Source organism: Allobosea sp. LC85 (assembly GCF_000735605.1).
Taxonomy (GTDB): domain Bacteria; phylum Pseudomonadota; class Alphaproteobacteria; order Rhizobiales; family Beijerinckiaceae; genus Allobosea.
In genome coordinates this window covers 130,398-145,021 of sequence record NZ_JPKG01000033.1, presented here as the reverse complement: position 1 = coordinate 145,021, position 14,624 = coordinate 130,398, and the positions used below count along the sequence as shown (strand labels likewise).

Below are 14,624 nucleotides of genomic sequence, written 5' to 3'. Positions count from 1 at the left end.
TTCGCCAGAGTTCTGTTTGGCTTTTTGCGCGACCGTGGTCGCAACCAATTTTATTTTGGGCACTGTCATGTGCTGGATTGTTCCTGTCAAGACTTCGATTTCCGGCCGTTTGATTGAGAATCCTTGCGCAGCGCAGCAATAATTCCAACCAATATCGAAAATGGTTGCAACCGCCCGTGATCCATGGGATCAAGCTCGCATCTCCCGTTACCGGTCGCACATCATGGATCAGAAAGCCCCCGCCCCGCCCGATACCGATTTCTCGGGCGTCCTGACGCAGCTCTATGGCTACATCACCGCGGCGCGGCTGCCGGATGACGGGCGCCTGCCGCCGGAACGGGAACTGGCCGAACTGCTAGGGGTCAAGCGCACCGAACTGCGCAAGGGCCTCGCCGTGCTCGAGCGCGAGGGCCAGCTCTGGCGCCATGTCGGCAAGGGTACTTTCGTCGGACCCAAGCCGCCGCAACTGGTCGATATCGCGGACCTGGCGCAGCGCAGCAACCCGATTCAGGTGATGAAGGCGCGGATCGGCCTCGAGCCCGAGCTTGCGCGCCTCGCGGCGATCAATGCGACCGCGGCCGAGATCGCGACGCTGGCCGAACTGAACGCCTCCTGCCGCGCTGCGACGACCTGGCGCGAATACGAGGCCTATGACGCGCGCTTTCACCACCAGATCGCCGAGGCCGCGCATAATCCGATCCTGATCGCGCTGCTCGAAACGCTGAACGCGGTCCGCCGCGCCGTCACCTGGGGGCGCCCGCGACCGAGCCACGCGAGCCCGCCTGCCGATCACCACAGCTTCGAGGACCATGACCGGATCGTCGACGCGATCGCGCATCGCGAGCCTGCGGGCGCTGCCGACGCGATGCGCCGCCATCTCCAGAACGTCGAGGACCGGCTGATCGGCCGCTCGCCATGAGGCGCGGCAAGCCCTCGACCGGCATGGACGAGGAATCCGCGCATCAGGCTGGCGCGCCGGCCCTGGCGTCAACGGCGCGATGATCTCGAAGGCGCCAGTCCCGACACCAAGCCGTGCCGTTGCGGATCTCCGCATCCCGGAGCTATTCTGTCGGCGCATTGCAGCAACCGCTTGAGTGAGCCAAAGGCATCGATGTCGGGTTTCTGGTTCTGGTTTTACCTGGCGCAGGGGTTGCTTGCTGCCGCGACCCTGGCTTGCTTCTTCGTTCAACTTTTTCGGGGGCGGATCAGCCTGAAATCGCTGCGAAGCGGGTGGTGGCAGGTTTAGTTTCGTTCCCAGCGCTTGGTTGGTGGCAGCTAGGATTGCGACGCGCGCAGCCCAGGCAACGTACGCGCTGTCCGTGCGCCGCTAGACGCAGGGCATCCGCGTCAGGCTTTTCACCCTCAGGCGTCGCTCGCTGCCGGGAGGGGTTCCATCAATTCGATGCGGTTCCCGAACGGGTCATCGACATAGATGCGGTCATACCCGTCCAGTGGTTGGTCCTCTGCGACGCCGTAGCCGCGCGCCTTCAGATTGGCGACCAGCGCTTCGAGACCGCTCACGATGAAGGCTGGGTGCGCTTTGCGGGCCGGCTTGAAATCGGCGTCCACTCCCAAGTGGACCTTCAATGCTCCCTGCTCGAACCAGCATCCGCCCCTGCTGGCGAGATGAAGGGGCTTGGCGACTTCATTGATGCCGAGAACGTCTTCATAAAAGGCGCGCGCCTCACGTTCGCCGCCGGCTGGCATGGCGAGTTGCACGTGATCGAGGCGCGTAACGGTCATTGTCGCAGTTTAGTTTCAGCCGAGGCCGGAATCCACCCACTGCACCACCACTTCGGCAAGCAGATGCCGTAGGGGGGAAGTCCACCCCATCGCCCCGTTGCTTCCGTTCGCGCTGGGGAGCGGCCCTGACCCGTTGTTACTGTGCCCCCAGCCCGTTCAATGCGGTGGCGAGATCGCCATAGCTGCAGACGATGCGATCCGCGCCGGCCATCGCCAAGCGATCACCGTGATTGCCGGCGCAGTGGGCGCCAGCGGTGAAACCGATGACCTGCATGCCGGCGGCCTTGCCGGCCATGACGCCATTGACGCTGTCCTCGACGACCACGCAGTCACCGGGCTGCACGCCCATCACTGCGGCGGCATGGAGAAAGAGGTCGGGTGCGGGTTTCCCGTTCAAAACCATGTCCGAGGAGAAGATATGCGGATCGAACAGGCCGATCAGGCCGGTCTCCTGCAGTTTCCAGCGCAGTCGCACGGAGGGCGTGCTCGAGGCGACGCAGCGGAGCGCGGTGAGGCCGCCAATGGTGTGCCGGGCGCCCGGGAGGGCCGCCAGATGGATTTCCAGTTGCGCGGTCGAATGGTCGTCCAGCCGCGCGAAGAAGTTGGGCGGGAGGGGAGCGCTGCGCTTTTCCGCGATGATCGACTGGAGCCTTGCCTGCCACATCGGCGGGGACAGCCCCATGAATGTATCCGTGTAGACATCGCGTTCGAGGATGACGCCGGCCGAGGCCAGGAACGCGAGTTCGGCCGCAAGATAGATCTCCTCGCTGTTCACCAGCACGCCGTCACAATCGAAGATGATGAGCGTCATCGCGGGGCGTCCGGTTTCAAGCGATCTCCTCGCTAAAGCATTGGACAAAAAATGGATTGCGGTTTTCGGGACACAAAATATTAGATCAGAAGACCGGATACGATACCGATCCGCTGATCTACAATTGCCTGTTTCCTCTGCCAGCTTTCACGACGTAGCTCTGCAGGTTCTTGCATGCGTTCGCGAACATTGAGCTGAAGTACATTCGCGACAGGGGGCCACCCATGGCCACCAGGAGGCGTGGTTCAAGTCCCACGCTGTAGGTGAACCGCGTCTTGCCGGGAACGATCTCCTCCAGAAGGTAATCCTCGGCCAGCGCGTGGGCCAGGGGCACGGATTGCCCAGTCACGTAGAACGAGCAACGGCGGTTCTGCTCCCATCGGAAGAAGTGCTCGTCGAGATTAACCGCCGAGAGAGAGACCGTCCGGGTGGTTCCAACCCCGTATGGCTTGGTGCTGGTCCACACTACTTTGTGGATCGCCCGAAACCATTCAGGCCAGGCTTCTCCGTCCTCGAAAATCGCAAAGACGTTTGCAGGCGAAGCATCCAATTCCACCACGTTCCTGAAGCGCATGGGCGCCGTGTCGAAGAACGAGGCATCCACCGGACGACCGGCAAAGCGCATGGCAAAAACCTCCAGGGTCACGGCTGTTCGGATCAGCCCCCCACTCGTGCCCCAATGATCAGGCGGCTGGCAAGGCTCTTCGACCCAACACAGCCGCAGCCCCTGGGGCAGGTTCCCTTGCCCCAGCGGCCCCGCGATCACCCTTTGGACCCTGCATCAGCGCTGGCCAGCAAGCCGCCTGGTCATCATCATTGAGGCCGAAGGCCATGGCGGGCCGCAAGGCTTCGAGCAGATGCGCCTCGCGCTCGATGCATTCGCGCGGAGATGACGGAGAGAGCGCTGCCATATCCACCTGTCCTGTGGAGCCCGGAAGCCAGGGTATACGGCCCCACGCGCTCCTATTGGACATGCGTCGCGTTCAGCCCGGGCCAATTGCGGTCGGCTCTGGCGATGAACCTCGCCTGATCGCCGAGCCAGGTCTTCCGGACACCGAGATCGTAGTTCAGGTAGAGCCGGCCATCGACGATCGACCAGGCCTCCGGCTCGATCTTCACGAGGTAGCCGCGCGAGGTGCCATAGGCGCAGAAGCCGCCATAGGCCGGCAGGTAGCGCGCCGGATCGGCTTCGAACAGCGCCTTGTGCTCGGCGCTGGCGAAGCGCCAGGTGGCGCCGCGAAGGACGACGGAAAATTCCGGCTTGCCCAGCGTGGGGCCGCCGTCGCGGAAATAGGCGACGGGGTCGTAGCCGCGGATCGCGATCCCGTCCGACGAGCCCAGCGTGTTGACGGGGCGGGGCATCTCGGCCCGGGCGCCGGGTGCGGCGAGCGCCGCGCCGGCGAACAGGATGAAGCTGCGCCGGTCGAGCATGGCGTTTCTCCCTTCACTGTCGATGTTCAGGACGAGCGCGCTTCCGGCACCGCCGGCGACCAGATCGTCATGGACCGCACCCGCGCTGCGGGCCGATGGCATCGTTTCGTGGCGCATCGCGTCGCTCCGCCGCAGCCGCCCCAGGCGGCTTTCGGGGAAAGATCGCGCGGCGGGGAGGTTTGGTTACATCCTCACGCAGACGTGAGCCTGGCTGAGACGGACCTGGGCCGCCAGGCCCGCGCCCGCCCCTCGCACGACCCTGAGTTGCAATACTGACCAATATTGCATCGAAATCATTGTGCCGGCTGCACATTTTCATAGAATGATGGGAATGTCGGACCAGCCTCGCACTCCCGATGATCTTTTCCTGAAGCGCCTGGATGCACTCTACTGCACCGATCCGAACGGTCGCCTTGTCTGCACCAATGAATGGGACTGGCGGCCGGCCCCTCGATTCCATCTGATGCGAACGGCGCAGGGTCCGATCTTTCGCTGCCGGACAGATGTGCCGGAGGAGGTCGTGTCCCGCCTTGGCGAGTTATGCCGCACCGAACCGCTGGACCGGGCCTTTGAGAAGCAGCCGGTCCACCGCGACCGCTATCTCGAGATCCTGGCCGAGCACGCAGCCGTCGAAAAGCTCTGGTCCGGCCCCTCCTATCGGGCGGTCCGGGATCCCTTCCCCGCCGCGACGGCGACCCTCGTCACCCCTGAGAACGCCGCTCTGCTGCAGGACGGATTTGAGGATTGGCTCCCCGACATCCCGCATCGGCAGCCCTTTCTCGCCGTGGTGAAGGAAGGCCGCGCCGTATCGATCTGTGCAAGCGTTCGCATCACGGCAGCGGTGCATTGCGCGGGGGTGGAGACCCATGCCGATCATCGCCGAAGCGGTCATGCCGCGCAGGCGGTCGCCGCCTGGGCACGAGCCGTCCGTTCGCTGGGCGCGGCGCCATTCTACAGCACGTCATGGGACAATATCGCCTCTCAAGGCGTCGCCCGCCGTCTCGACATGGAACTGGCGGGCGTGGATTTTCACGTCACGTGACCGGTCGGCGGAGGCTGCGAATGACGGGCTGCGCCGCCCGATTTTGTCGTGTCCGCTTATGGCCGGCTCAGCGCGCTGCCGGACCGGCTCCTCCCTCCCCGCCAAGCTCGACCCAGTAGCCCGGCTGGTAGGGCAGCGGCAGGAAGCGCTCATGCAGCTCCCGCAGCGTCGCCTCGGGATCGAGATCGGCGAACAGCTCCGGATGGAGCCAGCGGGCGATCCTCTGGATCGCCACGAACTGATAGGGGTTGTTGTAGAACTGATGCCAGATCGCGTGGACGCGGCCGCTCGTCACCGCAGCCGTATGAGCGAAGGCCGGGCGTTTCGCGAGATTGGCGAGCTTCCGCTTCGCCTCCGTGAGATCCGCGCCCGGTCCGAGCCCGACCCAGGCCCCGCCCGGCGCCAGCGCCCCCCAGTTGCCGCCGGTCGCGATCACCACATCGGGGTTCATGGCGATGATCGTCTCGGGGTTTGCCGTGCCGAAGGTTCCGGGCAGGACGAGGCTGCCGAGGTTCCGTCCGCCGGCGATCTCGACCATCCTGCCGAAATTCTCCGGCCCGAAGGTCATGCAGCAATCGTCGGAATAGCCCGGAATCCGGTCGACCATGACAAGCGGCCGCTTGAGATCGGCCAGCCCGGCCAGCCGATCGGTGACGCGCGCGATCTCGCGGGCGCGAAATGCGATGAGCTCCTCGGCGACCTCCGACCGGCCGAACAGGCGGCCCATCAGCCGCAGCGACGGTTCCGTGTTCACGAAGGGTGCGTGGCGGAAATCGACATAAACCACGGGAATGCCGACGGAAGCGAGCTTTTCGACGAGCTTCGTCTCCGCGCTTGCGATCTCGGCTTCGACATTGAGGAACAGCACATCCGGCTTCAGGGCGATCACCGTCTCGATATCGAGATTGCCCTCGCTCATGGCCCCGAGCGCCGGCAGCGCCGCGATAGCGGGATAGCGCCCGACATAGCCGCGGTAGCTGTCCGGATCGGCCTTTTGCAGATCGTCGCGCCAGCCGACGATCCGGCGGAACGGCGCGTCCCGGTCGAGCGCGGCGATGGCGTGGATCTGCCGCCCCTCGCCGAGGATCACGCGCTGGACCGGAACCGTCACCGTGACGACGCGCCCGAGCACATCGGTCACGGCGACCGACTCGGCCCATGCCGGTGCGCCCCCGGTGATCACCAGGAGCGCCAGGACGAGGCGGCACAGGAGCGCCGCGAGCGCCCGCCCGCATGCGTCGATGCTGGGGCGCCGATGGCTTCCGCCGCGAGCGCTCATCACAGATCGACCGACATCGAGAGCCGGAAGGTGCGCGGCGCGCCCGCATAGAACGTCCCGAACGAGGCGACGCTCGACCAGTACTTGGCATCGGCGACGTTCTGGACGGTGGCGCGGAAGGTTGTCTTGCGCCCGGCGATCTCGGTTGCATAGCGCGCGCCGAGATCGACCCGCGTCCAGTCGGGCAGCGACTGGCTGTTGGCGGTGTTGATGAACTGCTTGCCGGTGTGGATCAGCGCGCCCGTCAGGGTCAGCCCTCTCACCCAGGGCAGATCCCATTCGGCGCCGAGATTGAGCTGCATCGAGGGAACGCCGATCGGCCGGTTGCCGAGATTGGCCGCGACCGCCGTCTTCGTCAGTTCGCCGTCCAGCAGCGTCGCACCGCCAAGCAGTCGCAGTTCGGGGGTGAGTTCCCCGTAGAGGTTGAGCTCGAGGCCGCGCACGCGCTGCTCCCCGCTCACGGTAAAGGCTCCGCTGCTGCTCAGCTCGGCACTCGGCTTGCTGATCTGGAACGCGCTGATGCCGGCGCCGAACGTGCCGAACTGCGCCTTCACGCCGGCCTCGTACTGCTTTGCGCGATAGGGCGCGAAGGCCTCGCCGGCATTGGTCGCATTGGTCGGCGCGACATCGCCGCGGCTCAGCCCCTCGATATAGTTCGCGTAGAGCGAGACATTGTTCAGCGGACGCAACACGAGGCCGACCACCGGCGTCGTCGCCTGCTCGTCATAGGACGAGGTCACGGCGCCGGTCGTGGTCGAGTAATTATTCGTCTCCACCGATTGACGGCGCACCCCCAGCGTCAGCAGGACACGCTCGTCCAGGATGGACAGCGTATCGGCCAGCGCGACGCTGGTGAGGTCGCTGTCCGAGGTTCGCGCACGGGGGACGCGGGTCGCAAATTGCGGCTCAGTCAAGACGGGGGCGTAGATGTTCGAGCTCACGGCCCGGCCGGCGGTCAGCGCCCGCTCGATCTCGTCGTGATAATAAGACGCCTGGAAGGTCAGCTCATGCTTGACGAAGCCCGTCTCGAAGCGGGCCCGGACGCCGCCGTCATAGATCTGCCGGCCGATCGCCAGATCGAGATATTGCGGGGTGTAGGTGACATCGCCTCGGCCGTTCAGGATCGTCGGCAGCGGCCCGTTGCCGAAGAACCGGTCGACATGGGATTGGGAGCCCCCGACATTGCCGAATAATGTCACATTATCAGTGAGATCGTATTCATTCTTCAACAAGACCGAACCATCGTCGATCCGCGAATGCTCCCAGGGCTGGATCACGTTGCGACGTCCGCTCGGGGCCGCCGGCACCGGAACGCCGGGGCTGGCCAGGAAGGGCCGCGTCGGCGCGTCCCAGTAATCGCGCTGGGCCAGAACATAGAGCCAGCTGCGGAAGCGCTCGCCCTGGTAGTCGAGCGCGAGCGAGCCGATGCCCGTGCCGTTATACTGCCGGTCGACGGCGGTATCGCCGCCGCGCAGGCTGCCATTGACCCGGACACCGAACTCGCGGCCGGCGCCGTAGCGCCTTGCGACGTCGAACGTGGCGCCGCCATAGGCTTTTGACGCGAGCTCCGCGCCGATCCGGGTGAGATCGCCCTCCGCCCGCTTCGGCACCACGTTGATGAGGCCGCCGATGCCGCCGTTCGGGGCGATGCCGCCGAGCGCCGCCGCGGGGCCCCTCAGGACCTCGATCCGCTCGGCATAGTCGGTGAAGACGCGATAGTTCGGGGCGACGCCGAAGACGCCATCGAAGGCGAACTCGCCATTATTGCCTTCCGAGATCGGAAAGCCGCGGATGTTGAACGAATCCACGATTCCGCCCGAGGGGTGCGAACTGCGCACCGAGGGATCGAGGATCAGCGCCTCGGCGACCGTCGCCGCCTGCAGGTTCCGGATCAGGGCTGCCGTGTAGCTCGTCATGTTGAACGGGGATTTCAGGATCTCGGTATTGCCGAGCAGGCCGAGCCTGCCGCCCTGCGCCACTTGGCCACCGGCAAAGGGAGGCGGGACTTCGCCCTTCGTCCCCTGCCCCTCGACGACGATCTCGTCGAGCTGCACGCGTGTCGGCGCCGCGCCCTGAGCCAGGGCGCCGGTTGCTTCCAGGCCGACCATCCCCACGCCCAGCAGCGCCGGGATCACGCAGTTCATCATTCGATCGTTTCGAAGCTTCATCACGCCCTCATGAAAAATCAGAACATGCAACGCCGATTAATAGCGGCGCAGATCATGAGGCCTCGTATCGATCAATCCATTTCTCTGGTCAATAACGCGAAACATAGATGCAAATATACATTTCGAATATCATTGAGAATATATATAATTACTTTCGACTAATTCAAATATGACTTCAATTCGCAAAAATAAATCAGACAAAACAACAACTTAACGCGAGCCAATCTCAGCCTGAAACGGATCATGCGCTCCGGCACGGACCCGCAGGTCGCGGCCGAACGGCACCCACACCGGATTCCCCGGGCCAGTCGATTTCAATTTTTGCAATCGGCCCGGACAAAATCAGAGGCAGCCCCGCGGATCGGGTGGGCGGGCGCGCCGTCAGGCGGCGTAGAGGCGAACGAGGTCGCGCGCGGACGAGATTTCGTCGCAGATCCATTCATCGACCAGCTTGACCTCGCGCCGGCGCCGCATGTCGGGCGGGCGGACGAGGTAATAGGAGGCGCCGGTCGGCACCGCCTTGCGCAGCGGCACGACAAGCCTGCCGGCCTGAATCGCCTCATGGGCCAGCACGACATCGGTCATGGCGACCCCGAGCCCGGCTTCGGCGGCGCTGAGCGCCATGTCGAGGGCATCGAAATCGAGGCCGCTGCGCGGATCGAGGCTCGCGCCTGATTTCTCCGTCCAGGTCGCCCAGTCCTGCCGATCGGGCAAGGGGTGGAGCAGCGTCGCCTGGGCCAGGTCGGTCTCGCTGGCCTGCCGCCCGGCGAGATAGCCCGGCGCGCAGACCGGGAGAATCCATTCGGCGTAGAGTTCGGTCGTGTAGTCGCGCGGCCAGTTGCCGACGCCATAGCGGATGCCGAGATCGGCATCGGTGTCGTTCAGCGTCATGTCGTTCAGGCGCGTCTGGACATTCACCTTGATCAGCGGGTGCCGCTCCTGGAACGAGCGCAGCCGCGGCAGCAGCCAGCGCAGCGCGAAGGTCGGCAGCACCTTGATCGTCACCGCCTCGCGGTCGTTCTGGAACGGGTTCACCGCGTTGGCGATATGGTCGAACGCCTCCTTGACGCTGACCGCGAGCCGCTGGCCGGCATCGGTGATCTCCAGGCCGTTGTGATTGCGCTGGAAGAGCTGGGCGCCAAGCTGCTCCTCCAGGATGCGGACCTGGCGGCTGACCGCGCTCTCGCTGACATGCAGGGCGAGCGCGGCCTTCTTGATGCTGAGCTCGGCCGCCACGATCTCGAAGCAGCGCAGCGCATTCAATGAGGGGAGCCTGCGGGTCAAGACGACCTCCTGCCTTGTTCGTGTCGCGCAGCCGGCCGCTGCCGGCCGCGCCAGAGGGCGTCACCACGCCCGGGCGATGTCTTCAGCTGATCTCCATGCGCGGGTCGAGGGCATCCCTCAGGCCATCACCAACGAAATTGAAGCTGGTGACCGCGAGTGTAATGGCGAGACCCGGCATGATGGCAAGCCAGGGCGCGCTCGACAGGTAGATCTGGGCATTGTTGAGCATGTTGCCCCAGCTCGCGCTCGGCGGCTGGATGCCGTAGCCGAGAAAGCTGACATAGGATTCGAGCAGGATCGCCTTGGCGACATTGAGCGTGGCGGCGACGACGATCGACGCCACCGCATTGGGCAGGAGGTTGCGCCACATGATCCGCAGGCTCGACGCCCCCATCGCCCTGGCCGCGACCGCGTAATCCTGGTCGCGCAGCGCCCTGATCTGCGCCTCGACGATGCGTGCGACATTCATCCAGGACGTCGCCGCGATCAGCAGCGTCATCGAGAGCAGGCCGGGCTTGACCAGCGCGGCCAGCGCCAGGAGCAGGAAGATCGTCGGAAAGCACAGGATCGCATCGACGAAGCGCATCAAGAGCGAGCCGAGGATGCCGCCATAATAGCCCGCGATCATCCCGACCCCGGTCCCGGCCGCGATCGCGATCGCCATGGCGGTGAAGCCGATCGCGAGCGAGATCCGCCCGCCCATCATCAGCCGGGCGAGGATATCGCGGCCGAGCTCGTCGGTGCCGAGAACATGGGCGCCCGAGAGCGGCGGCGCAAAGCGATGCAGCACGTCGATATGGGTGTCGTCGAAGGGCAGGAGATAGGGCCCGAGAAAGGAGCCCAGCACCAGGATCGCGATGGTGGCTGCCCCCGCCATCGCCAGCTTGTGGCGCCTGAAGCGGGTCCAGGCGCTCTTGTGCTCGCTTCCCGCGCGGGTGTCGGCCAAGTCGATCAGGCTTGCTGCGTCGGTCATGGCTCACCCCATCCGGATGCGCGGATCAGCCACCGCGTAGAGCATGTCGGCCAGCAGCGACCCGAGCAGGACCATCACGGCCGAGAACATCAGGATGCCCATGACCACGGGATAGTCGCGGTATTCCACGGAATCGAGGAAGAGCCGCCCCATTCCCGGCCAGGTGAAGACCGTCTCGGTCACCAGGGCGCCGCCGAGCAGCGTCGGGAATTGCAGGCCCGCAAGGGTGATGAGCGGAAGCAGGGCATTGCGCATCGCATGGCCGCGCAGCACCGCCCGCTCCGGCAGCCCTTTGGCGCGCGCGGTCCGGATATAGCCCTGGCCGATCACGTCGAGCATGGCCGAGCGCATGAACCTGGCCCAGATCGCGGTCTCGACCAGCGCCAGGACGAGCGCCGGCGCGATGAGATGATGCGCGACATCGAGAAAGGAGCCGTCGCCGATGGTCTGCCGATTGCCGGCCGGCAGCCAGCCGAGCTGGACCGAGAACAGGTAGATCGCGATCAGCCCGAACCAGAAGGTCGGGATCGAGAGGGCCACCATCGCGCCCACCGTCGCCACCATGTCGAAGATGGAATAGCGCCGGATCGCGCCCAGGATGCCGATCCAGCAGCCGAGTGCTATGGCGATCAGCGTCGAGACCGCCATCAGCTCGAACGTGGCGCGCAGATGCGAGCCGATGACGCTCCAGACCGGGCTGTTGTCGCGGAAGGAGCGCCCCCAGTCGCCGCTCAGCATGCGCAACAGCCAGTCCCAGTACTGCACCGGCAGGGGCCGATCGAGGCCGAGCTGGCGGGCGATGCGGTCGAGATCCTCCTGCGACATCTGGGCGGATTGGGCGAATTGCGACATCGGCCCGCCCGGCGCCAGATAGAGGATCGCGAAGCCGATCATCGAGACGATGGCCAGCAGGATGAGGGACTGCCAGAGCCGCCTCAGGAGAAAGGGGATCATCTGCGCCCGCTCACGACGCCCAGAACCAGCTGCGCATGTTCCAGCAATTCGACGAGCAATTGATATTGGCGGCAAAGCCCTGCAGCCCGTCCTTGATGCCTTCGGCCATCACGGTCTGATAGATCGGCAGCAGGACGAGATCGTCGCGGATGATCGTCTGGATCTTGCCATAGGTCGCCTTGCGCTGGGTCTGGTCGAACTGGCTCGCGCCCTCGGCCAGCAGCCGGTCGATCTCTGGGTTCTGGTACTGATAGGTGTTCAGGCCGCTGCCGGCCTTGGCCGGGATCGCCTTGCTGCTGAAGCGCGGCGTCACGTCCGGATCGTTGCCGAGCATGAAGTTGGACCCGACCATCACGGATTCGAATTTCGACTTCTGCCAGAATTCGCCCCAGATCACCGCGCCCGGCATGTTGTTGATGCGCAGGCCGACGCCGATCGCCCGCCAATCCTGCATCAAGAGCTGCTGCGACTGCTCGCGGCCGGGATTGCCGACCGTGGTCGAGTTGGCGAATTCGAGACGCACGCCGTTCTTCTGGCGGATGCCGTCGGAGCCGCGGGCCCAGCCGGCGGCATCGAGCAGCGCATTGGCCTTGGCCGGGTCATGGCGTTGCGCCGGCAGGCTTGAATCATAGGCCCAGGATTGCTGCGGCAGGAAGGACTCGGTCGGCACCGGAAGGCCGTAATACAGGGCCTCGATCCGCGCCTGCTTGTTCATGCCGAGATAGAGCGCCTCCCGGACCGCCTTGTCGGCGAAGGGCGCGAATTCGAGGTTCAGCGCGATATGCTCGATGAAGGCGGTCGGCGAGAGCGAGAGCTTGCGGCCGCGCAAGCCCTGCGCCTCCCTTACGAAATGGGCGGAGATACCGCCGAGCCCGAGATAGTCGATCTGCCCGGTCCGGAACTGCGTGTAGAGCATCGTCAGGTCGGGGATGTATTTGAAGACGACCCGCTCGAGATAGGGCCCCTCGCCGTGATGGGCCGGGTTGGCCTGGAGCAGCAGGTGGTCGCCCGCGACGCGCTCGCCCCAGCGGAAGGCGCCGGTGCCGACGGGTGCGCTGTTGAACGGCGCCGTGTTCGGATCCTGCGCCTTTTCCAGGATGTGCCTGGGAACGATGAAGGTCAGCGCCAGGATCGAGAGATAGGGCGAATAGGCGCTTTCCATGCGCCAGTGGATCTCGTCGGGGGCAACGACGACGATATCCCTGACGAGGCTGTGGCCGACGCGGTTGCGGACCCTGAAGCCAGGCGTATTGATCAGGTCGAGCGTGTATTTGACGTCCTCGGCCGTGAACGGCGTGCCGTCATGCCATTTCACGTCCCGGCGCAGCTTGATCTTCCAGACCAGCCCATCGGCGGAAAGCCCGCCATTCCCGACGCTCGGAACCTCGCTCGCGAGATCGGCGACGAGCCTGCCCTGCGGATCGATCGACCAGAGCGGGTTGAAGAGCTGCCACCAGACGCCCTGGTCGACCTCGCTGCCCGGCATCAGCGGATTGAACACGGTCGGTTCCTGCGAGATCCCCGCGATCACCTGGCCACGCGGCTTTTGCGGCGGAACCAATGGGCGCGCCTGCGCATGCGCCGCCCCAAAACCGCCGAGCAGCGAGGCTGCTCCGGCGCCGAGGCCAAGGCCCAGAAGTTCCCGGCGGCTGGCGCCGCTGCCTGCCTTGCTATCGATCATCGCTTCAATCCCCTTTTATCGCCACGGGCTGTGTTCAGCCTCGAATGATCGTCGGCCCTGGCTTCAGGCCGCTAGCTGCAGCCCATCCCGCATCGGTGAAAGATCCGCTGCAGTGACGCCGAGCTCGGAAAGGTTCGCCGGAAGGCTGCTGCCGGCCATGATCGCGGCGATCGCCTGCCCCATGGCCGGAGAGGTCAGGATGCCGCAGCCGCCCTGCCCCGCCAGCCAGTAGAAGCCCGGCGCGTCCGGCCGCGTGCCGGCCACGGGATTCTTGTCGGCGACGAAGCTGCGCAGGCCGGCCCATTGGCTGAGCGGCCGGCCGACCCGCAGAAGCGTATCCTGCTCGATATTCTCGATCGCCTGCGCGACATCCATGTCGTCGGGATAGACATCGCCCGGCTCGGTCGGCACCGCGTCAGCCAGGCTTCCCATCAGGCAGCCGGTTTCCGGCTTCACATACCAGCCGTAGCCGACATTGCTGACATGCGGCCAGTCGCGCGTATCGAAGCCGGGCTGCAGCGCAAAGGTGAAGGCGGTCCGCCGGTGCGGCACCACGCCGAGGGAGCCAAGGCCGGCGAGACGGGTGACCTCGTCGACCCAGGCGCCGGCAGCATTGAGCAGCAGCGGGGCGCGCAGCTCGCGGTCGCCCAGGCGCACGCTCCAGAACTCGCCCTCCCGGCGGATCGACTGGACATCGGCCCTGGTCAGGAGCGAGGCACTATTGCCCTTCGCGCCACGCAGATAGCCCTGCAGCAAGGCATTGACGTCGATATCCATCGCGTCCGGCTCATAGACGCCGGCATCGACCTTGTCGGCGACCAGAGCCGGGAAATGCGCGAGCGCGGCGCGGCCGCCGAGATACTCGGCACGGGCGCCGACGGAGTGGAGATTGTCGCGCAGGCGGATGAGCGCCGCCTCCTGGCCCGCCTTCGCAACCGTCAGACAGCCGCGCGGCGTCATGATCGGGTGATCGGTGAAGCCGTCGGGCGGCGCCTCCAGGAAGGCGCGGCTCGCCTGCGCCATCTTCCGCATCGTCGCGGCGCTGATGCCGACGGTGAACTGAGCCGCGGTGCGGCCGGAGCTGTGATAGCTGAAATGCTCCTCACGCTCGATCAGGGCGACCGAGCCATGGCCTGAGAGGAAATAGGCGGCCGAAGCGCCCGCAATCCCGCCGCCGATGATGATGACGTCAACCTGCATCGGCCGAACGCTTCCCTGCACTGCCTCGCAACCGCCGACCGGTTGCGCTGATCTGAAG

13 protein-coding genes are annotated in these 14,624 nt (G+C 65.5%); 2 read left to right on the top strand and 11 right to left on the bottom strand.

Annotation, left to right across the window (positions count from 1 at the left end):
- Positions 1–223 precede the first annotated feature (223 nt).
- The gene (locus FG93_RS16865) at positions 224–919 is read left to right on the top strand and encodes a FadR/GntR family transcriptional regulator (RefSeq protein ID WP_052513868.1); all 696 of its coding nucleotides are present in this window, start codon (positions 224–226) and stop codon (positions 917–919) included.
- Positions 920–1,362: 443 nt separating this feature from the next.
- Here the strand turns inward: FG93_RS16865 and FG93_RS16860 are convergent, their stop codons facing one another.
- The 4 genes from FG93_RS16860 to FG93_RS16845 form a co-directional block, all read right to left on the bottom strand.
- The gene (locus FG93_RS16860; protein ID WP_043236371.1) at positions 1,363–1,743 is read right to left on the bottom strand and encodes a VOC family protein; all 381 of its coding nucleotides are present in this window, start codon (positions 1,741–1,743) and stop codon (positions 1,363–1,365) included.
- A gap of 136 nt (positions 1,744–1,879) precedes the next feature.
- Entirely contained in the window at positions 1,880–2,554 is a 675-nt protein-coding gene (locus tag FG93_RS16855) for an HAD family phosphatase (RefSeq protein ID WP_043236369.1), read from the bottom strand.
- Between the two features lie 118 nt (positions 2,555–2,672).
- Positions 2,673–3,200 carry an SRPBCC family protein gene (locus FG93_RS16850; RefSeq protein WP_052513867.1) on the bottom strand — a complete coding sequence of 176 codons (528 nt, stop codon included), beginning with the start codon at positions 3,198–3,200 and terminating at the stop codon, positions 2,673–2,675.
- Between the two features lie 317 nt (positions 3,201–3,517).
- Positions 3,518–4,102: a YHS domain-containing (seleno)protein gene (locus FG93_RS16845; RefSeq protein ID WP_152579475.1), complete on the bottom strand. Its 585-nt coding sequence runs from the start codon at positions 4,100–4,102 to the stop codon at positions 3,518–3,520.
- A 214-nt stretch (positions 4,103–4,316) separates the two neighbouring features.
- On the opposite strand from FG93_RS16845, the gene FG93_RS16840 reads away from it, so the two are divergent.
- Positions 4,317–5,027 (top strand): hypothetical protein, encoded by a 711-nt coding sequence (locus FG93_RS16840; RefSeq protein WP_043236367.1) that lies wholly within the window; start codon positions 4,317–4,319, stop codon positions 5,025–5,027.
- A 67-nt stretch (positions 5,028–5,094) separates the two neighbouring features.
- Here the strand turns inward: FG93_RS16840 and FG93_RS16835 are convergent, their stop codons facing one another.
- From FG93_RS16835 to FG93_RS16805, 7 genes are all read right to left on the bottom strand, one after another.
- A complete protein-coding gene (locus FG93_RS16835; protein WP_052513865.1) occupies positions 5,095–6,306 on the bottom strand; it encodes an ABC transporter substrate-binding protein in 1,212 nt (403 codons plus the stop codon).
- On the bottom strand, positions 6,306–8,474 hold the full coding sequence (locus tag FG93_RS16830) for a TonB-dependent siderophore receptor (RefSeq protein ID WP_244448640.1): 2,169 nt from the start codon (positions 8,472–8,474) through the stop codon (positions 6,306–6,308). The genes FG93_RS16835 and FG93_RS16830 overlap by 1 nt, the downstream gene beginning before the upstream one ends.
- A gap of 381 nt (positions 8,475–8,855) precedes the next feature.
- On the bottom strand, positions 8,856–9,758 hold the full coding sequence (locus tag FG93_RS16825) for a LysR substrate-binding domain-containing protein (protein ID WP_043236365.1): 903 nt from the start codon (positions 9,756–9,758) through the stop codon (positions 8,856–8,858).
- Positions 9,759–9,840: 82 nt separating this feature from the next.
- Positions 9,841–10,731: an ABC transporter permease gene (locus FG93_RS16820; protein WP_043236363.1), complete on the bottom strand. Its 891-nt coding sequence runs from the start codon at positions 10,729–10,731 to the stop codon at positions 9,841–9,843.
- A gap of 3 nt (positions 10,732–10,734) precedes the next feature.
- Positions 10,735–11,685, bottom strand: coding sequence for an ABC transporter permease (locus FG93_RS16815; protein ID WP_043236361.1), 951 nt, complete (start codon positions 11,683–11,685; stop codon positions 10,735–10,737).
- A gap of 10 nt (positions 11,686–11,695) precedes the next feature.
- Positions 11,696–13,366, bottom strand: a complete 1,671-nt coding sequence (locus FG93_RS16810; protein ID WP_043236359.1) for a peptide ABC transporter substrate-binding protein — start codon at positions 13,364–13,366, stop codon at positions 11,696–11,698.
- 63 nt (positions 13,367–13,429) lie between these two features.
- The gene (locus FG93_RS16805; protein ID WP_043236358.1) at positions 13,430–14,566 is read right to left on the bottom strand and encodes an FAD-binding oxidoreductase; all 1,137 of its coding nucleotides are present in this window, start codon (positions 14,564–14,566) and stop codon (positions 13,430–13,432) included.
- Positions 14,567–14,624 lie beyond the last annotated feature (58 nt).